Source organism: Jeotgalicoccus psychrophilus DSM 19085, assembly GCF_000425845.1.
GTDB classification, from domain to species: Bacteria; Bacillota; Bacilli; order Staphylococcales; family Salinicoccaceae; genus Jeotgalicoccus; species Jeotgalicoccus psychrophilus.
This window is the reverse complement of record NZ_KE384464.1, coordinates 36591-56659: the sequence shown is the minus strand read 5'-3', so window position 1 is coordinate 56659 and position 20069 is coordinate 36591. Positions and strand designations below refer to the sequence as shown.

Here is a 20069-nt window from a genome sequence, read left to right as displayed (position 1 = left end):
CCATTTTTTCATTGCACCTTGCTCATTTCACACAACATTATGAGCAGGATCGTCCTCAAAAATACAACCTTGCTCATTTCACACCGTCAAACCAACTTATCTGCCCCCTTTTTGTTATAATCGGGGTGCATCACATCAATATTTGCAAGGAGTTTTACATATGAAGAAGTTTATCAACGCAACGATTTATGGTGATTCGGATTCAACTGAATTTTTAATTGAAGATAAAAAATTTAAAGCAGTCGGCACTAACCTGGGTCATGCCGATGAAGTCATCGACCTCGAAGGGAAACTCGTGCTCCCGCCTTACGTCGATCCGCATCTGCACCTGGATTACATTTTCTCAGGTCTCGGTGAAGGTAATGCCAACGTTTCCGGTACATTATTTGAAGGCATTCAGCGCTGGAGTGATAACAAAAAAGATTTAACAGAAGATAAAGTCCGCGAATCTGCACTAAAGGGCATAAAAAAAGAAGTGAGTCACGGTGTGCAGTATATTCGTACGCACGTAGATGTGACTGATCCCAACCTGACTGGAATGAAAGCTCTCCTTAAATTACGTGAAGAGTTAAAAGATATCGTGACATTACAGCTGGTTGCATTCCCGCAGGAGGGCTTTTTCAGATATAAAGGTGCAGCAGATTTAGTCAGAAAAGCGCTCGAAATGGGTGCGGATGTTGTCGGTGGAATTCCACATTTCGAAATTTCTTACGAGCACGGTGTCAAATCGCTCAAACAAATTGTTGATCTGGCATTGGAATTTGACGTGATGATCGATATTCACTGCGACGAAAATGATGATCCGAACAGCCGATTTTTCGAAGTACTGAACGCGCTCGTGATGGAAAAAAATTATGGTCCGAAGACAACAGCAAGTCACACGACAAGCTTCGGTGCGGTTGAAGCAAGTTACGCCAACAAGATGATGGGCTTATTCAGAGAGTCGAAAATCAACTTTATTTCATGTCCTACAGAAAATGCACACTTGCAGGGACGAGGAGATGTTTATCCGAAAAGACGCGGTCTGACTCGCGTGAAGGAACTGCTTGAGAATGGTAATAATGTAGCATTCGCACAGGATTCAATCGCGGATTACTGGTACCCGCTCGGCAACGGCAACATGATGAATATTCTCGATAACGGCATTCACCTTGCTCATTACACTCATATCGATGAAATTAATAAAGCACTCGAGCTGATTACAACGAACGGTGCGAACGTAATGAACATTGAGGATTACGGTATCATACAGGGCAATTCAGCAAACTTTATCGTACTGGATGCGGATGATGCATACGAAGCAGTGCGTGAACGCGCCGAAGTGCTGGCGTCAGTTAGAGACGGTGATTACTTATTTAAACGCGAAGTCCGTAAAAATGAACTGGAAATTGATTTTTTAAACAAATAAAGTAAACAGAAAAACGCTGCACGGAATTTAATCCGTACAGCGTTTTTAATTTTAAGCTCCCCAAACTTCATCGGAGATTTCTTTAACCAGCTGAAGTTTTGCCCACTGCTCATCTTCAGTAAGATTATTTCCTTCTTCCGTCGAAGCGAATCCGCACTGCGGACTGAGACACAATCTGTCTTTACTAATGTATTTCGCCGCTTCTTCAATGCGGGAGATAATATCTGCTTTGTTTTCAAGCTCCGGAACTTTGGATGAAATCAGCCCAAGTACAACCTGCTTATCACCACTCACTTTAGCAAGAGATTCAAAACCGCCGGCACGTTCTGTATCGAACTCAAGGTAGTAGCCATCAACGTTTTCTTTACCGAATAATTCATCCGAAACTTTATCATAAGCACCTGACGATGCCCATGTTGAACGGTAGTTCCCGCGGCAAACGTGTGTCGTAACCGTCAGTCCTTCTGGTTTCCCAGCGATTGCGCTGTTATTCAGCTCAACATATTTTTGGCTTAATGTTTCAACAGTGAAATCATCATTCATACTCTTCCAGAAATCCTCATCGACAATCATGCCCCACGTACAGTCATCCAGCTGCAGATTCGTACATCCCGCTTCATGTAATTCTTTAATAAATGTCTGATAAGCAGCTGCGATATCTGCGAGCAGTTCCGATTCATCCGGATAAATTGCATCCGTTGCCTCTTTATTTTCAGGACGAACGAGCTCTGCTAAAAACTGTGCAGGTGCAGGTATCGTCTGGCGAGCAATGACATCTCCATCGGCGAACTCTCTCACAAATTTAAAATGTTCGATAAATGGATGATTCTCTCCGCTTAATTTCCCGGTCAACCGTGCTGTCTCGGCTCTCGTTTCAACTTCTTCGAATTTATAGCCATGTTCAGCATCAACTTTCTCAACGCCCTGAAGCCCCCAGAAGAAATCAAGGTGCCACCATGAACGGCGGAATTCTCCATCGGTAATTGCTTTTAATCCTATATCCTTCTGCTTTTGTATAAGTTCTTTTATCGTGTAGTTTTCAACTGAAGTCAGTTCATCTTGTGAGATGCTGCCATTTTTAAAATCCTCGCGCGCTGCTTTTAATTTAGCCGGACGTAAAAAGCTCCCGACGTTATCAAATTTAAAAGGTGCTGTTTTTACTGCTACTGGTGACATAGCTGACCACTCCTTCATTCGTTTATATAAACTTATGTTAGCACGGGTCTGCCGTAATAGCATTAACGTTTAAATTCATGGTTAGTTATAACTTTTAGCTATATCATTATACGTATATCAATTTAAACTCTTCCACAACGATTTCCTCAGACTCGTTAAATTCGAGTCCCATTTCCGGATACAGCCATTCAAAGAAATCGATATGCGCCTGTCTCCAATACGATAAAGTCCGGTCGCCCTCGCCTTCTTTATAAGCGATTTCTTCGCCGGCATCTTTAAAAATAATCGTATAAACTTTCGTACATTCGATAATACATTTCGGAGTATCATTTTCACCGAGGATGATACTTACTTCTCCAGCTTCAGGGAGACTTTCATTTTCCACCTCGTACTCTTTTAAACTGCTGCACGTTAAAGTCTTCTTTCCTGAAATGACGAGTTCCGCCAGTTCATCCGGAGCAACTCCGAACTGCCATGCTGTATAACTCTTCTTTTCGTAATCCGGATATTCATTAGTAAATTCTTTCCAGTATTTTTCTTCCGTCATTATTATCATCCCATCTGCATTTCATACATCTTGCTGTAGTTTTGACCTAACTCTATTAATTCCTCGTGATTACCCTGCTCTTTAATTTCGCCGTTTTCCAACAGAATAATTTGATCTGCATGCTGAATCGTTGAGAGTCTGTGCGCGATGATAAATGTTGTACGGTCTTTCGATACAACATCCATTGCGTATTGAATCAGCTGTTCTGTTTCTGAATCAATATTGCTCGTCGCTTCATCCAGCACGAGCACTTTCGGGTTAAACGCTAGAGCTCTGGCAAATGAAATCAGCTGTCTTTCACCTAGAGAAAGCGTCGCGCCCCGCTCTGCGAGTTCTGAATGAATGCCGTCAGGGAGCCGCGCCATAAGCGGTGCTGCCCCGACGTCTTCAAGCGCCTTTAATGCTTCTTCTTCTGTAATATTTTCATTGTTCAGCCGCACGTTGTACAAGAGAGTACCGCTGTATATGAATGAATCCTGAAGCACAATCGACATAAACTGTCTTAAGCTCTGTTTATCGATTTCCTTCGTATCATGCTCATCAAAATAAATAGCACCATGGTTCGGATCATAAAAGCGCATTAAGAGATTAATAATCGAACTTTTACCTGAACCGGTATGTCCGACAAGTGCAATCGTATCGCCCTGTACCGCATCGATATTTATATTTTTTAAGACATCTCTTTTGCCGTCGTATGAAAAATTCACATTGCGAAATGAGATGTTGCCGTTAAACTTATTCAGCGTCTGCCCTTCTTTTACTTCCGGTTCAGCATCCAGCATTTCAAGTACTTTATCTGCTGCGACGCGTGCCTGCTCAAATATGCTCAGCTGGCTGATAATATTAAACAGCGGGTTAAAGAAGCGCGTAATATAATCGACAAGCAGGTACATAATACCAACTGTCAGTGCACCCGTATCTCCTAAAAACGTAGTCGCAAATATATACACGAGAATGGCGAACACCAGCGAACGGATCGTATTTGCAAGATTTTCACCTGTTAAGCTTTCAAGTTTTACGAGCCCTTTGGCACTGTCGTAATACTCATCATTAATCTTTTCAAATTCATCTTTAATCTGATCTTCACGGTTAAATACTTGAATAATCGGCATGCCATTAATCGACTCATTAATCATAGCGTTCATATCGCTATTTCTCTCACGTTTTATATGATTATTGTCGTTTGAATATTTTTTATACAGTACACCCCAGATAATAACAATTGGAATGAACACCAGCATGACAATACCTGTCCAGAAATGGACGTACAGCACGATGCCGACAATACTGAATATCGTTAATATACTCACCATAAACATCGGAATAACCGATGCGAACAGCTGCAGAATCGATTCAGTATCATTGGTAATTCTCGCGACCACTTTACCTGCCGGCAAATTATCAAAGTATCTGATCGGCAAATTCTGCACGTGTTTAAAGACATCGAGCCGCATCTTTTGAATTGCTCTTGTACCTGCTGAAACTAAGACGATTTGAGCGAAGTAGCTCGTAAGCGCATGCAGCAGTTTTATCGTTAAAAACAGTGCAATTAAATATAATATCGGCTGTATGACAATGTTGCCTGCGCCGAGTTTAATATGTCTGTCCAGTATCGCTGCGGCAATCAGCGGTCCGGCTAATTCAAAGCCGACCATGCAAATCATTAAGAGTATACCCCCTGCAAACATTCCTTTGTACTGTTTGATATAGGGTAATAGTTTTACCATTTCCTTCATTACGACTCACCCCCTGTAATGAAATAGTCATTCTGTTTTGAATACCAGCCGCTGCCGTTCGACAATGCCTGATGTGTGCCTGATTCGACAATTTTACCGTTTTCTAAAACGATAATTTTATCGGCATGATGCACTGCTGATAAACGGTGCGTAATGATAATCGTCGTTTTATCTTTGCGGTTATCTTTAATGTGGTTAATAATTCGAGTCTCTGTCCGTGCATCGACGGCACTTAAAGCATCATCCAGAATTAAAATATCCGGCTGTTTAATCAGACTGCGTGCAATCGAAATCCGCTGCTTCTGCCCGCCGCTTAAGGAAACTCCTTTTTCGCCGACAAGCGTTTCGAGACCTTCCGGCATACGTGCCAGATCTTCATCGAATGCACTTAATTTAATCGCTTCCGTTAATTCCGCTTCAGTTGCGTCGGGTTTCCCGAACATAATATTCTCCCTGACGGTTCTTGAAAACAGAATATTTTCCTGGGAAACATAGCCGAGCTTATCTCGCAGTTTTTCGCGGTTAAGGCTTGAAATATTGACCCCGTCGATAATTAAGTCCCCGCTACCTTCCGGGTAAATTTTTAACAGCTGTTTGATAAACGTCGACTTGCCGCTGCCGGTTTTACCGACGATACCGAGCGTTTCCCCTCTGTTCAGCTCAATCGTTATATCTTCAAGACTATTATGCTGTGCTGTCGGATATTTAAATGTCACTTCGTTAAAGTTAAAATTAGTTTCTTTAACGACAGCTTCTCCAATATCGTTTAAATCGTCCGTTTCATCGAGGACGTTTTGAATACGATCATACGATGCATTACCGCGCTCCATAATATTGAACAGCATACCGAGCGCAAACATCGGCCAGATCAGCATGTTCAAATACACGTTAAACGTAATAAGCTCCCCGACGGTAATAATCCCGTTATTCACAAGCACTGCACCGTAGCCGAACGATATCGCAATACTTGATGACACGACGATAATCGTCAGCGGCTGGAAGAATGCATCGAGCTTTTCAACTTTCATAAATTTATTTAAATAGTTTTCAGTTAAGCTGTGGAATCGTCTATTTTCTGCATCTTCCTGTACATAGCTGCGTGTTAAACGGACACCTTCCACTACTTCGAGCACCGCATCGTTCATTACACCGAATGCTTCCTGGGATGATTTATGACGCTTGTTAATCATCCTGCCGAGACGCTGTTCAATAATTGCAAGCAGAGGCAGCGGCAAGAGGGCAAAGAATGTCAGCTGCCAGCTGATTGTAAAGCCCATAACGAGTATGATTGTCAGTAAAAACGTTGTCGAATCAAGGAGCGTAATAATTCCGAAACCCGTAGCCATATTGACTGTCCGAAGATCATTCGTTGCTTTGGCCATTAAATCACCGGTCTTGCTACGTTCATAAAACCCAGGTGACAAGAGCAGAAACTTCCGCATTAAACGGCTCCTGATAATGGATTCGATTTTAATTGCCCCTTCAAATAATAAGTAGCCCCACCAATAACTTACAACATAAGTTAAAACAATAACTGCTGCAAAAATAAGCAGGATATTCCACATTATTGTTTCCGTCATCTCTCCGTTATTAATTAAATCGATGGTCCGGCCGATCAGCTGCGGCGGAATAATATCCATTACGTTCGCAATAAGTAAAAATAGAACGATAAGTGTATAACGCTTTTTGTTCGAGAAAATATACCAGCTGATTTTCCTGATGTAATCTAACATAATTCACCTTTTTCCCCAAAGTTCCCCTTTGAATTATTTCACTGTGATGGTGTTTATCCTCTCAGAAAAAGCACAAAAAAAGCGCGCACTATTAATGTGCACGCTTAAAAAATGGCATAAAAATAGAGAGGACATGCCTCTCCATTTTCAAATATATCTTATTATCCAGAATAATTTATAGTTGTGAAATTAGAGAGGTATGGATATTTGGTTGTGAAATTGAAATCTGATGAGTTTGCTGAATTAATAATTTCATAACGCCTTACCTCCTGTTCATAATTTTGTCACAAATCAATCATAAATTATCTTTTTACAATTTGCAATAAGAATTTTCAAATAATTTAAAATTTATAAAGTAAATGCTATTTTACCCATCATACCGGCATTATCTAGATGGTCGAACGCCTCTTTATAATCTTCCATTTTAAAAGTTTTATCCATAACTGGTTTAATGTCGTGTTTTTCAATAAAATCAATCATGTCGTGAAGCTCTTCAGCACTCGCCATCGTTGAACCGAGTAAGTTAAACTGACCGTAGAAAAACTTGCGCAGATTAAAATCAACCGTATCTCCTGCAGATGCACCGAACGCCACTAAAGTGCCGCCCCGCTTCAGTTGATCAACTGATTTGTTAAACGTTGCCGCACCGACACTTTCAATTACGAGGTCAGCTTTCTCTCCGTTCAGCTGTTCATCCCAGTCAATTTCAGAATCAATCGCTTTATCAGCACCGAGTTTCAATGACTCAGCACGTTTTTCTTCAGAACGTGATGTAACAAAAACAGTGGCACCTTTAGCCTTCGCAAACTGCATGAGGAATGTCCCCGCTCCGCCGGTCGCACCGGGAATCAGCACTGTCTGTCCCGCTTTAAGCTGTCCTCTCGTAAACATCGCGCGGTAAGCAGTCATGGCGGATAAGGCGAGCACTCCCGCTTCTTCCCAGTTTAAATGCTCAGGCTTCAACACAGCGTTTTCAGCCGGAAGTGTAATGTACTCAGCAAAAGTTCCGTTAAACGGAAAGCCTGTAACTTCAAAACCTTCCGGCGGCACCGCACTGTTTTTCTCCCAGCCGAGCGCAGGATTAACAATCACTTCGTCGCCGACTTTAACATTTGTCACGTTAGTACCGACAGCGTCGATAACCCCTGCACCGTCCGATCCGAGAACAAGCGGCGAATCGCTTTCATTATGTCTGTTCGGGATAAATAAATCTCTGTGATTTAATCCCGCCGTTTTTATTTTAACGACGACTTCATCCTCACCCATTTTATCCTGTTCAACTTCACCAAACTTTATACCCTCTAAACTCTGTACACCTTCATGATATATAGCTTTCATTCAAAAGAACCTCCTTCGTAAGATTTACTTTGTCGGTTTGACAGTAACGCCGCCTGCTTCGCTATCCAATATCCAGTTAGCAGAAAGCATGTTTTCTAAATCCTTTTGCTGATCTTCTGAAATTTCAAGACCAGAAATAACAAACTCGTCCACCTGGTAATCCTCATCAGCAAACTTGCCGAATTTCATTTTAATTAAGTTTTTCAGACCGTTAAAAGTGAGGAATTTAACTTTGTAGCCGTCGTTGACAATAGCCTCAAAGTCAGCATTTTTGCTCAGTTCCACTAAAGCATCAAAATCCATATTCTCTTTAACAGCTTTGAATTCATCAAGGTCGTTCGCTTTAATATTTTCAATAATTTTATCGTTGCCGATGCCATTGCTTCTCAGCGTTTCAATCGCATAAGCTTCCATTAACGTAATTGATTCCATGTGTGTGCCTCCTAAAATAATGTTAACGCTATTGTATCATTTAGCGTGTTTTATGAAACGATAAATGGCTTGATGCGGGGAGATTCGCGCCTGCTTTTTGTGTTGTCAGCGCTCATGCGGCTGAATATTCATTTTCGAGCGCATGTGGAATTCGTTCATTGAGACAAGAGAGTTTTTTATCCCAATGAACCAGTCACGATGGGACAATTGCCTGTATTTGCCTCAACGAACAACTCACAATAAGATGATTATCAATTTCCGCCCCAACGCGCAGCTTACATTGGGACCCTTAGCCGTATTCGTCCCATTGTGGATTACTTAATCAGCACATTTATGGGTATAAACATATTAAAGCTGGAATTTTCAACCTAAATATAAGGAGAATGATAAGATGGACAGTCACTACATAACAGTTAACAGCACTAAGCTGCATTACGTTACAGGAGGTAAAGAAGACGGTCCCGTGTGTCTCTTACTTCACGGTTTCCCGCAAAGCTGGATTACATGGCGAAATGTAATTCCGTACCTCGAAGCACATTATAAAATTATCGCTGTGGATCTTAGAGGTTACGGGGATTCCGATAAACCTGAAGGCATTGAAAATTATACGAATAAGATTATGGCTCAAGACATTACTGAGATTCTTGCTGCACAAAACGTCACGACTGCTTACGTTGTCGGACATGACCGCGGCGCACGTGTGGCCCGCCGATTGGCATATGATCATCCCGAATTAATTAACCGTCTTGCTCTCATTGAAATCATGCCGATGGAATATGTGTATTCGTTATCCGCTGAAGAAGCCGCGAAAAAGTATTGGCACTGGGTATTTCAGGTTGTGCCTGATTTACCGGAGACTTTAATCTCAGGCAAAGAAGAAGAGTATTTAAAATTTCTGTTAAGCCGGGGTGATGGTTTATTCGAATTACTTAATTCAGATGGTTCATGGGATAAATATCTTAAATCCTGGAAACAACCAGGCGCAGTAAAAGCAGCATTGAATGATTACAGAGCCTCGTATAAATTTGATTTACCAGAATATCAGGAGAAAATGAAGTCAGCAGATAAATTAAATATCGACACATTGCTGCTCTGGGCGGAAAATGGAAATCTGTCAGGATTGCCTGTTGAAGACATCTGGAAGAAATCCATCAATAATGTGACGGGCTATGAACTTAAAAACTGCGGACACTACCTGCTCGAAGAAACTGGTGAAGAGGTCGCGCAGTATATACTCGAATTTGATAAATAACAAAGCCGTCTTGCTTATATTCATTCACATGCGGTTGAAAACTTCGCTGTGACCCGATGTAGATTACTCATACGGTCGATAATTCGACTGTGACCGCATGAAAGCTGCTCATACGGTTGAATAATAATTTGCAGCCGGATGAAGGATTCTCATCCGGTCAATTGTTAATTTACGAGCGCATGAGAAACTGCATGATTCAAACCCCGCTTACAGCTAAATATTGTATACTGTAATAAAAGCATACGTGAATAATTACACCATACAGTTTTAGGGGGATTCATATGATAATTAAAAGCTACACAGATTTCTGGAAACGTACTTTCGACTTCAGCGGAAGATCGACCCGCTCCGATTTTTGGGTGCCTTTTTTAACTCACATTTTTATCTTTCTTTTCGTTTTTTATTTTGGAGCAATCATAGATGTTCCTCTTGGTCGATATGTTGTGCTGATTACGATGGTACCTTCATTTACCATAACGGCCAGACGCCTGCATGATACAAATCGTACGATGCTGTTTGCAATCCTTTTTCCTATCAGCGCTGTCGCCGCACCTACAGGAGGTAATAGGAATGTTTGCCTGGCATGGGACTGACGGTGATACTACGGTCGGCATCGTCTTAGTCATTAGTATATTATTTCTCATTTTTGGAACAATCATTTCCATTTACAGTTTAATTCTGTTCGTTCTGCCCGGTAATAAAGAACCGAATAAATACGGATCGGGTGGCAGCTGTGTAACGTCCAGTACAGATATATAAACACAAAAATACCGCGGCAAATCCTCATTTGCTGCGGTTTCTTTATCTATCAGTATTTAAAATTTTTTGCTGTCGTACGAGCCGCTGTTTACTGCCCCGTCTTTTTCAAATTGCGAAATTCCGCCCGAAAAGTCGTAGGCGACTTTCACATCACCGTCGTCGGATGCGCTCGTAATAACCACTTTAATGCCTGCATTGACAGCTCTTTTTACACCAGAAGCAACGAGATTATTCGCATGTCCGCGCCTTATCGTTTCAATAACAAGCCCTGCTACTTTATGCTCAACTGCACAGTCGATAAATTTCGCATCTGTACCTATTTACTGAGTTTATCAAACTCAGTGCAAATCCAAGTCCAGAACAGAATTATTGAGTTTTCAGAAAATTGTGATAAAATTAATTTAAAAGGAGTTTAATATTTTAGGAAGGGAGAGGAAAAACGATGACGAAAGTTTCGTGGTCAAGATTAATGTTCTTTACAATGCTAATCTTTGTATTGGCTTTGGCAGCGTGCGGCAATGGTGATACTTCAGACGAAGCATCAACTGATGATTCAGAGATGGCAACAGAAGAGTCGGCTGACGACTCGGAAACTGCTACTGAAGAATCAACCGAGGATTCAGAGACAGCAACTGAAGAGTCGACTGATGACTCGGAGACTGCTGCAGAGGAAAGTGCCGAAACTGAACCAAAAGTTACTGAGTTTGAGCCGGCATTCCCAGAGCAAACCAGAGCACCTGCAGTAGAGACTGAAGCGGAATTGGACGTAGAGGTTGTTGCTGAGGGTCTTGGGGTGTCTTGGGGTATGGAAGAGTTTGATACAAACCGCTTACTTGTGACGCAAAGAGATGAAGCTGAACTTCTGATTGTAAACCTTGAAGATGGCTCTGTTTCAGATCCAATCGAAGGTTTACCTGAAGTAAATACCGAAGCTCAAGGTGGTTTACTGGATGTAACCATTGCACCTGATTTTGACGAATCAAGGTTAGTATTTGTGACGTTTGCTCAAGATGTTGACGGTGGTACTGTAACTGCTGTCGGTAAAGGTGCTTTATCAGAAGATGAAACCTCACTTGAAGATTTTGAAGTAATTTTCCAAGCAGAACCAGCATATGATGGCACCTTACATTATGGCGGACGTATTATCTTTGATGATGAGGGCAACCTATTCTTAACAACTGGTGAGCGTTCAGATGATCCAATTCGCGAACGTGCACAAGACTTAGATGCTTACCTAGGTAAAGTCATTCACATTACACCAGACGGGGAAGCAGTAGATACGAATCCATTTATCGAAGATGAAGATGCACTAGATGGTATTTACAGCTACGGTCACCGTAATATTCAAGGTGTCGACTTCCATCCTGAAACGGGAGACTTATGGATTGTTGAGTTCGGTCCGCAAGCCGGGGATGAGCTGAACATTATTGAACCAGGTTCTAACTATGGATGGCCAACTGTGTCTTATGGTATTGAGTATAGTGGTGAATTAATCAATGACGGTGTTTCAGAACACGAGGCACAGGGCTTTGTTGAACCCGTATATTACTGGGATCCAACCAGTGCACCAAGCGGTATGTCATTCTATGATAACGACGCAATCCCTGAATGGGAGAACAACTTGTTCATCGGCGGTTTAGCGCCGAACTATATTGTACGTGTCGTTATTGAAGATGACATCATCGTCGGAGAAGAACGTCTCTTAACTGAAGAAGGCGAACGTTTCCGTGATATTCTTGTAACTGAAGATGGCGCGCTTGTTGCAGCCACTGATGGCGGCATGATTTATAAGATTGCTGCAGCAGAATAACTGCTAAATCAAAATTCCGGAGCAAATTCCCATTTGCTCCGGTTTCTTTATTCATCAGTATTTAAAATGTTCTGCGGTGACTTCTTCTCCTGCAGCCAGCATCACTGCCAGTTTCAGTCTCGCTTTTTTACTGTCGTACGAGCCGCCGTTTACTGCACCGTCTTTTTCGAATTGTGATATTCCGCCTGAAAAGTCATAGGCTACTTTCACATCACCTTCGTCTGATGCGCTTGTGATAACCACTTTAATTCCTGCATCCACCGCTCTTTTCACGCCGGCAGCAACGAAGTCATTCGCATGCCCGCGCCCCATCGTTTCAATGACGAGCCCTGCAACTTTATGATCGATGGCACAGTCGATAAATTTCGCATCCGTACCTAATGCACATTTAATAATATCGACTTCCGGCAATTGCCCTTCTACATTATATGTATTGCTGTGAGCCGGATGCTGATAGATTTTCACGTCGTGTCCGTCCACCAGGCCTAAATAACCGGTGCCTCCGCCGCCAAAACCGTCGACGTTCATCGCGCTCATTTTCTTCACGAATCTCGGCATAAATATTTTCGAATTAAATAATACGCTGACACCGATTTTTGCAGCATTAGCATCTGCTGCGAGCGTAATCGCATCCTGCAGATTTGCATATGCATCGGTACCGATTAACTCCGGTCCGCGCTGTGAACCTGTGACGACAACAGCTTTCCCTGCCGGAATGATCTGACTTAAGAAGTAAGATGTCTCTTCCAGCGTATCTGTGCCATGTGTAATAACGATACCGTCGACATCATCATCACTGAACGCTTTCAGCACTGCGTCTTTTATCGTAATCAAATTCTCAAAAGTGATGGCACTGCTTGAAACTTTAATAATCTCTTCCACACTTATATTAATATTCTCGTGCAAATTAAGTTTTTCTGCGAGTTCTTCGCCGCTGATTAGACCCGTTTGCTGCAGCCCTGTCTCGGGATTGCGCTTGCTGGCAATCGTTCCGCCTGTTGTCAGCAGTTTAATATGTGACATACTCCATTCCCCTTTATGTAAAACTTTTTAATCTTCCTCAGTATAACAATAATTACAAGTATGTAACCGTTTTACAGATAATATTTCATCACAATCATTTCGCCCTTGCTGCCCATAACTCGGTTACCTTCGTCGACATAACCGCACTTTTTATATAAGCCCTGGGCTGCAGTGTTTTTGACGTTAACTCCAAGAACAATACCGTCGATATGCGGGATATGCTCTTTCATAAAGTCAGGCAGCAGTTCGAGCGTTTTTCTCGCGTAGCCTTTGCCCTGATGTTTGTAGTTGGTAGAAAACGAACGCAGTAAAATATCATTCGGCTGATTGGAATAAGGCTGCACCGCATCATTTTCATGGAGGATAAAGAACGTAACCAGTTCGCTATCGTCCAAACCGAGAATGGTGTGCCTGTCGTTATTGTTTCTTGAAATCTCAACCGCTTCACTAGGCATTGCACTGTAGTAAAGCTGATCTTCCGGTAAATAATAATCGTTGATGAGATTGTCGTACTTCGGATCATATTTTACTAGTTCCATAATGTCCTCCTGTAAAATTACTAAGGCATCCCCAATATAAAATTGAAGATGCCATTTTTATTTCTAAGTTTAAATTTTTTCAGTATTTTCTTCCTTTAGATCTTTTGCGATACCAATCCCCGTATACCCAAGTATAATCGCAAAGATAAATCCAACATAACAAAGTACTGCCCATGGTGCATAGCTCAATGTTGGTATACCCAGTGTCCCTGCCATAAACACCCCCGCTGATGACCATGGTATTAACGGTACAACTACAGTTCCTGAATCTTCAAGTGTTCTTGATAAGTTCTTTGCAGCCAGACCTTTCAATTTATAAGTATCTTTAAACATCTCACCTGGTACGATGATGGACAGATAAGAGTTACCTGTTACTAAAGCCATCGTTAAACAAGATATAACTGTTGTTAAAATCAAATCTCCTGTACGTTTTACAAATTTCAGCAATTGTTCAATGATTACTTCCAATGCTCCTGATTTTGTCATTATTCCTGCGAAAGCAAAAGCAGAGAATGCAATAAGGATTACACTCGTCATAGACTGCATTCCACCTTGGTGTTCTAAATCCAACACTTCCGGAATAACAGCTGCAGAGTCAAAGCCAGTTTTATTAACCATGCTGACATCAAATCCTGTAACGGCGGAGGCAAATACATCTTTTAAAGTGAAATCTTGTATAAACATGCCCAGAATTGCTGCTATTATTGATGAGAAGATTATAATTGGTAAAGTAGGATATTTTTTAATAGCTCCAAATAATATAATAACCGGAGGTAACAGTAATAATAAGTTCCAGTTAAACATTGTGCTTAAAGTTGTCAACATCGTACTCATCGTTTCCGGTGCTGTAACTTCATCATTCGATACACTTATCCCTGCAATTAAATATATTATCATTGATACAATAGCAGCCGGAACGGTTGTCCACATCATATGTTTAATATGTTCATACAGTTCACTGCCTGCAGCTATAGGCGCCAAATTTGTAGTATCTGACAGTGGAGACAGTTTATCTCCAAAATATGCACCTGCTACTATCGCACCAGCTGTGGCAGGAAGGTTAGCTTCCAGCCCTGTAGCAATCCCCATTAATGCTACACCAACAGTACCAACTGATCCCCACGACGTACCTGTCACTATTGATATAATTGCGGATACTACAAAAGCAATCAATACGATAAATGTAGGATTAATCAGTTCAAGACCATAATAGATTAACATTGGAATAGTACCGGCTATCATCCAGGTTCCGATCAGAATACCTATAGATATAAGTATTAGTATTGCTGGCATTGCCAGACTTACTTTTTCTTGAATACCTTCCATCATATCCGACCACGAAAATCCGAGACGAAGAGCAATAAATCCTGCATAAACCGATGACAATATCAATAAAGGTTCAGGATTTAATCCAAATACTCCAAAACCAATTGCTAATAGTAACAACATTACAATAATCGGTGAAAACGCCTCAAATAAATTTGGTTTTCTTTTCAAAATATGTAACCCCCTTGTTATTCGAATGTACCTTTAATTAATAATTCGCCCTCCTCAATCATATGTTTACCTTTTGAAAATACATGCTGTATTTCGAAGTTTTCTTTAGATATCACTAATAAATCAGCATCTTTTCCAACATCAATCATTCCTTTGTTTTCTAATTTTAGAGCAGTAGCAGTATTTAATGTAGCCAAATTCAGCGCTTCCTCTATCGTTAGATATCCATCTTTAATTGTCTCAATCACTTGATCATACAGCGTTCTAGTACTTGCGACACCAAGGCTAAGCAGCTCGCCTCTCTCATTAAAACTTGGCAAACTGCCATTACCATCAGATGACAAAGTAAGTTTAGATAGATCTCCCTTATTTTCTTTGTAATAGGATATCCATTTATAAGTTTTATCATCTGCAGTAATATCTACAAATGAACCCCGTGAGGCTAGTTTAATTGCATCATCAAAAAGTTCTTTACTTCTTGTAATATGAGTCACGTGAAGATTTGATGCGGGCAGCTCATATTCATCCAACAATTGATGCAAAATAGATAAATAAGCTTTGCCCGGTCCTGTATGGAAGTGAGTAATCCCAGCTTTGCCGCTTAGCATTCCACCTACTCTTGTTTGTCCAACAATTTTTGCAAGTTCATGAACACTCGGCTGCCCAGACCTGGAATCAGAGATAGCAATTTCAGCAGTACCGATCACTTTGTCAATAAGGATTGCATCATCCTTTACATTATTAGTAAATGTTGGTGTCGGTACATCATAATTACCTGTGTATATATACGTAGACACGCCTTCAATTTCCAGCCCTCTGGCTTTAGCAAGTAAAGATGTTAAATGTCTCGTTGTTCCATCTGTGCCAATTAAGCCAGCAACTGAAGTGATTCCCGATTTAAGCAAGTCACTTAACTGTATTTCTGGTGTACGAGTTGCAAAGCCTCCTTCACCTCCGCCGCCTAGCAGATGAACATGAGGATCTATAAAACCAGGCGTAACTGCAGCTCCTTCTGCGTCCACCACTTTATATTCCACACCAAGCTGTTCCAGTACATCTTCATTAAAATCGCCAATTTTTGAAATTTTATCATTCAATAATAAAATCGATTGTTTACCCAAACTCTTCGGTGCGTAGACATCTGCATTTTTAATCAAGGTAATCATTCATTCATCCCCTCTTAATTATTTGAATATTATGAAATGTGTTTTAATCTTATATAAAAATATTTATATAGTCAAACTAAAATAAAAAAGGACCAGCTCAATAGCTAATCCGACATACTTTAAATATAATTTTTGCATTACACTTCATACTTCACCTGATATTTATTGACGACTTTGGCATACAGCGATGCAAGCACTTGCTGGAACAGCATTCCAAAAACGACCGGCATGGCGACTTTCGCAGGAAAATAAGTCACTGCGATAATCGTACCGACTGCAATATTTCGCATTCCACCTAAAAATACGAGCGAAGTCACAGTCTTCGTATTTCGGAATATTAAGTGGCCAAGTATTAACGCCATTCCGTAGCCTGATCCAGCAAGTATAAATACGAAAATTATAATACCCAGCAGTTCCCACGTAATGTCTGTTAAAAACGGTGCGACTGCACTGCTGTTAATAATGACAATGCCAAACAGACTCAGTTTGGAAAACGGTGCAAGCATCTGCCCGAATTCTTTCAGGTTTCCTTTTCTTAATTCGTTTAAAACCATACCGAGTATGGAAGGCAGTACAATCATCCACAGCAGATCAACAATGATAGAAGCCGCATCAATTTCAACGGCTTCACCTACGAGTGAATTCAGGATAACCGGAAGTATAAACGGCGCCAGCAGTGTGTCGATTAATATAATGGACAGCCCGAGCGGGAAATTCCCTCTGCATATGCTGATCCATATAATACTCGTAACACCCGTTGGGACCGCAACAGAAATAACAAATCCTATGACGAGCAACTGATCATCAAAAATGATTGATGATAAAAAATATGCCCAGACCGGCATTAAAATATGTATAAATAAAATAACGAATAATATGGCCCCGGGATGCTTTTTAAATACTTTCACATCACTGAATCTCATACTCAAACTGCCCGTAAATGTCATAAATGCAAATAAAAACGGAACTAAAAATAACAGATGACTGCCGATATTATGAAATATCACTCCAATGACGACACACAGCGGGGTTAATATCGGCATCAGTGACTGTATTTTGCTGTTAAAGCTGTTCAGCACGTCTATATCCTTCTCTCTGTTTGATTAATCTTTTTTATATTTTTTTAGACCATCCAGCGCTTTTTGATATTCCTGGCGCTGGCACATCGTGAGACCGGGTTCTGCCAGTCTCTCTTCTGCTGCTTCAATATTTCTGTTCACTTTTTTCTGGTCTACATTATTATTATATGCTTTATCTTTCTCGACATCTTTTCTCTTAATCAGCTTTGCGGCACCTGCAAATAAATTCTTCATAAACCTCACCTCTTTTATAATTCTTCATTCCCCGGTTTCTCTCTTACAGCTGCTGTCAGCATATCTGCGAAGTTCTGTGCTGATTTTGACAGCCTGTGGTCTTTCAGCCAGATTAAACCGACGTCTCCTGTCAGACTTTCTGATTCTGCGATTTTATGAACATTGACCGGATACTCTTTGTACAGATGCAGCAGTGATTCCGGCACAATAGAAATGCCGAAGTCTGTTGATACAAGTTCCATCATCAGCTTCAGATCAGAAAACTCGGCAATGACATCCGGCTGTATTTTCGCTTTGGAAAATGCTTCGTGTATAGAATAATATACCCCTAGTCCTTCAATACTTGGGAGAACCAGCGGGTATTTACCAATTTCTTTCAGTGTCGCATTCCCTTTAAACAATTTCTTCTCTTTTGAAGTCACAACATAAAACGGTTCGCTGTATAAATGCTGCAGCGTAAAGTCGTTAATCTCAAGCGGCAGTCTGACGATTGCCAATTCTATTTCGCGTTCTTTTAATAAGTAGCACAGCAGCGATGATTCGTTTTGCTGGACCTTATATTTAATCTTCGGGAATCTTCTTCTGAAATCATGAAACACCTCGTTCAGATTGGATAATGAAAAAGTATTTATACCGACTGATAATCTGCCGTCCATTCCCGCGCCGACGTCTGCGACTTCACTTTTCGCTTCTTCCATCATCTGAGTAATTTCGATTGCGTATTTATATAATGTTTTACCCGCTTCAGTCAATTCTAAATATTTACCGCTTCTCTCAAACAATCTTTCACCGAGCGATTCTTCCATATTTTTTAACTGCTGGCTTAACGGCGGCTGTGACATATAAAGTTTTTTTGCTGCTGCGGAAACCTGCTTCTCTTCTGCAATGACGATAAAGTACCGTAATTGACGAATGTCCATCTAAACACCTCATGTATATGAAAAAAGTTGGTAAAAGTAATTTTATTAATATTTTATGTATATGTAGTCTAATGTTATCATAAGTATAAAGATATGAATAACAGGAAACATTGGGGGATAAGATTTGAACAAAATTTATAATAAGAATACTTTTATGCTGCTTTTAGTCATTGCAGCTATTTCCGTTAACCTCCGTTTAGGTATTACATCTATCGGTCCGCTTATGGATACGATTCGCACGTCACTCTCCCTGTCGAACGCACAGGCCAGTCTTCTGACTACTGTTCCCGTCTTATGTATGGGAATATTTGCATCACTTGCCACTGTTCTTAATAAAAAATACGGTTCTAAATTTACATTAATACTGATGCTGTCAGTACTTGGTATTGCGACTGCACTCCGCGGTTTTGTACCGGGATTCACAACGCTGCTGATTACTGCATTTCTGATTGGTCTTGCGATTGCTATACTCGGGCCGACAATGTCTTCTCTGATAAAAAAATATTTCCCGGGACACGCTGCCATTGCTATCGGAATTTCAACATTCTTTATGAGCATGGGCTCTGCTGCAACTGCAGCTTTTACAGGTATATTTTCTGAAGCAACGTCTTCATATGTATTTGCACTGTCCATCTGGTCAGTATTTGCTTTCGCTGCAGTATTTATTATTATGAAAAACTTAAAAACCGGCGAAGACAGCCCGCTGCCTAAACGGGATGTGCCGGAAATTAAATACAGTTTCCCTTCACCGTGGAAACAGATTACACCGTATCTGTTCATGTTATTTTATGCGCTGCAGGCTGCATTATACTTTTCTACCATTACATGGCTTGTACCGATGTCGGTTGAACAGGGCATGACACTGATTCAGGGCGGTATGCTCTTAAGTGCGGTAATGTCCGTGCAGGTGATATTTAACCTGCTGCTGCCAATCATGATGGAAAAATATCCGGCACGCAGAAACTGGATTTATTTCATTCTCGTTTCAGGTACTGCAGCAACGCTGCTGTTCTGGACAGGAGATCATACGATGATGTGGATTGGTGCGTTTATGATGGGTATTCCGCTTGGCGGATTATACTCTGCAGCATTAATGCTGCCGCTGGATGAAACACTGACTGCAAATGGGGCTAACTCGTGGACTGCAATGATGCAGACAGGCGGCGCTATTCTCGGCGGGCTGTTCCCATCTGTTATCGGGTTTATTTACGATACGACGGCAAATCACAATTACACGATGTCCATACTGCTTGGAATTTATGTATTAGCATTTATACTGATTACAGTAATCGGTAATAAAAAAGAGAAAAATTTCGATAAATTTATAGTAAAACCTTCTGACAGTTAAGTCAGAAGGTTTTCTTTTTATTGTGTTTATGTTTTTCCTAAGGGTAATACATTAATAATTAAACTTATAGAA

Annotated in this window: 20 protein-coding genes; 6 read left to right on the top strand and 14 right to left on the bottom strand. The window is 41.0% G+C overall.

Annotation, left to right across the window (positions count from 1 at the left end; all coding sequences use genetic code 11):
• Window positions 1-160: 160 nt before the first annotated feature.
• Window positions 161-1408 (top strand): amidohydrolase family protein, encoded by a 1248-nt coding sequence (locus H625_RS0110585; RefSeq protein WP_026859881.1) that lies wholly within the window; start codon window positions 161-163, stop codon window positions 1406-1408.
• 51 nt (window positions 1409-1459) lie between these two features.
• On the opposite strand, the gene H625_RS0110580 is transcribed toward H625_RS0110585, so the two are convergent.
• From H625_RS0110580 to H625_RS13300, 6 genes are all read right to left on the bottom strand, one after another.
• Window positions 1460-2584 (bottom strand): 5-methyltetrahydropteroyltriglutamate--homocysteine S-methyltransferase, encoded by a 1125-nt coding sequence (locus H625_RS0110580; protein WP_026859880.1) that lies wholly within the window; start codon window positions 2582-2584, stop codon window positions 1460-1462.
• A gap of 106 nt (window positions 2585-2690) precedes the next feature.
• Entirely contained in the window at window positions 2691-3131 is a 441-nt protein-coding gene (locus tag H625_RS0110575) for an ASCH domain-containing protein (protein ID WP_026859879.1), read from the bottom strand.
• Window positions 3132-3136: 5 nt separating this feature from the next.
• Window positions 3137-4867, bottom strand: coding sequence for an ABC transporter ATP-binding protein (locus tag H625_RS0110570; RefSeq protein WP_026859878.1), 1731 nt, complete (start codon window positions 4865-4867; stop codon window positions 3137-3139).
• Complete coding sequence (locus tag H625_RS0110565) at window positions 4867-6600, bottom strand: ABC transporter ATP-binding protein (RefSeq protein ID WP_026859877.1); 1734 nt, start codon at window positions 6598-6600, stop codon at window positions 4867-4869. Before H625_RS0110565 ends, H625_RS0110570 begins: the two co-directional genes overlap by 1 nt.
• 348 nt (window positions 6601-6948) lie before the next feature.
• Window positions 6949-7938, bottom strand: a complete 990-nt coding sequence (locus H625_RS0110560) for a zinc-binding dehydrogenase (RefSeq protein ID WP_026859876.1) — start codon at window positions 7936-7938, stop codon at window positions 6949-6951.
• Between the two features lie 24 nt (window positions 7939-7962).
• The gene (locus H625_RS13300; protein WP_051239067.1) at window positions 7963-8370 is read right to left on the bottom strand and encodes a hypothetical protein; all 408 of its coding nucleotides are present in this window, start codon (window positions 8368-8370) and stop codon (window positions 7963-7965) included.
• Between the two features lie 391 nt (window positions 8371-8761).
• On the opposite strand from H625_RS13300, the gene H625_RS13040 reads away from it, so the two are divergent.
• From H625_RS13040 to H625_RS0110540, 3 genes are all read left to right on the top strand, one after another.
• Complete coding sequence (locus H625_RS13040; protein ID WP_051239066.1) at window positions 8762-9622, top strand: alpha/beta fold hydrolase; 861 nt, start codon at window positions 8762-8764, stop codon at window positions 9620-9622.
• 281 nt (window positions 9623-9903) lie between these two features.
• Window positions 9904-10215 carry a DUF805 domain-containing protein gene (locus H625_RS14040; RefSeq protein WP_035785843.1) on the top strand — a complete coding sequence of 104 codons (312 nt, stop codon included), beginning with the start codon at window positions 9904-9906 and terminating at the stop codon, window positions 10213-10215.
• Window positions 10193-10381 carry a hypothetical protein gene (locus tag H625_RS0110540; protein WP_026859875.1) on the top strand — a complete coding sequence of 63 codons (189 nt, stop codon included), beginning with the start codon at window positions 10193-10195 and terminating at the stop codon, window positions 10379-10381. Before H625_RS14040 ends, H625_RS0110540 begins: the two co-directional genes overlap by 23 nt.
• Window positions 10382-10437: 56 nt before the next feature.
• On the opposite strand, the gene H625_RS14005 is transcribed toward H625_RS0110540, so the two are convergent.
• Entirely contained in the window at window positions 10438-10701 is a 264-nt protein-coding gene (locus tag H625_RS14005) for an L-asparaginase family protein (RefSeq protein WP_342664950.1), read from the bottom strand.
• Window positions 10702-10823: 122 nt separating this feature from the next.
• Here H625_RS14005 and H625_RS0110530 point away from each other — a divergent pair, with 122 nt between their 5' ends.
• Window positions 10824-12191, top strand: a complete 1368-nt coding sequence (locus H625_RS0110530) for a PQQ-dependent sugar dehydrogenase (protein ID WP_026859874.1) — start codon at window positions 10824-10826, stop codon at window positions 12189-12191.
• Window positions 12192-12245: 54 nt separating this feature from the next.
• On the opposite strand, the gene H625_RS0110525 is transcribed toward H625_RS0110530, so the two are convergent.
• The 7 genes from H625_RS0110525 to H625_RS0110495 form a co-directional block, all read right to left on the bottom strand.
• Window positions 12246-13214 (bottom strand): asparaginase, encoded by a 969-nt coding sequence (locus H625_RS0110525; protein ID WP_026859873.1) that lies wholly within the window; start codon window positions 13212-13214, stop codon window positions 12246-12248.
• A 71-nt stretch (window positions 13215-13285) separates the two neighbouring features.
• On the bottom strand, window positions 13286-13753 hold the full coding sequence (locus H625_RS0110520; protein WP_026859872.1) for a GNAT family N-acetyltransferase: 468 nt from the start codon (window positions 13751-13753) through the stop codon (window positions 13286-13288).
• A gap of 69 nt (window positions 13754-13822) precedes the next feature.
• Window positions 13823-15250: a Na+/H+ antiporter NhaC gene (nhaC, locus tag H625_RS0110515; protein ID WP_026859871.1), complete on the bottom strand. Its 1428-nt coding sequence runs from the start codon at window positions 15248-15250 to the stop codon at window positions 13823-13825.
• A gap of 17 nt (window positions 15251-15267) precedes the next feature.
• The gene (iadA, locus tag H625_RS0110510; RefSeq protein WP_026859870.1) at window positions 15268-16416 is read right to left on the bottom strand and encodes a beta-aspartyl-peptidase; all 1149 of its coding nucleotides are present in this window, start codon (window positions 16414-16416) and stop codon (window positions 15268-15270) included.
• A gap of 137 nt (window positions 16417-16553) precedes the next feature.
• The gene (locus tag H625_RS0110505) at window positions 16554-17495 is read right to left on the bottom strand and encodes a bile acid:sodium symporter family protein (protein ID WP_026859869.1); all 942 of its coding nucleotides are present in this window, start codon (window positions 17493-17495) and stop codon (window positions 16554-16556) included.
• A gap of 24 nt (window positions 17496-17519) precedes the next feature.
• Window positions 17520-17729: a hypothetical protein gene (locus tag H625_RS0110500; RefSeq protein WP_026859868.1), complete on the bottom strand. Its 210-nt coding sequence runs from the start codon at window positions 17727-17729 to the stop codon at window positions 17520-17522.
• Between the two features lie 14 nt (window positions 17730-17743).
• Window positions 17744-18649, bottom strand: a complete 906-nt coding sequence (locus tag H625_RS0110495) for a LysR family transcriptional regulator (RefSeq protein ID WP_026859867.1) — start codon at window positions 18647-18649, stop codon at window positions 17744-17746.
• Between the two features lie 124 nt (window positions 18650-18773).
• Here H625_RS0110495 and H625_RS13030 point away from each other — a divergent pair, with 124 nt between their 5' ends.
• Window positions 18774-19997, top strand: coding sequence for an MFS transporter (locus H625_RS13030; RefSeq protein WP_051239065.1), 1224 nt, complete (start codon window positions 18774-18776; stop codon window positions 19995-19997).
• The last annotated feature ends 72 nt before the right edge of the window (window positions 19998-20069 follow it).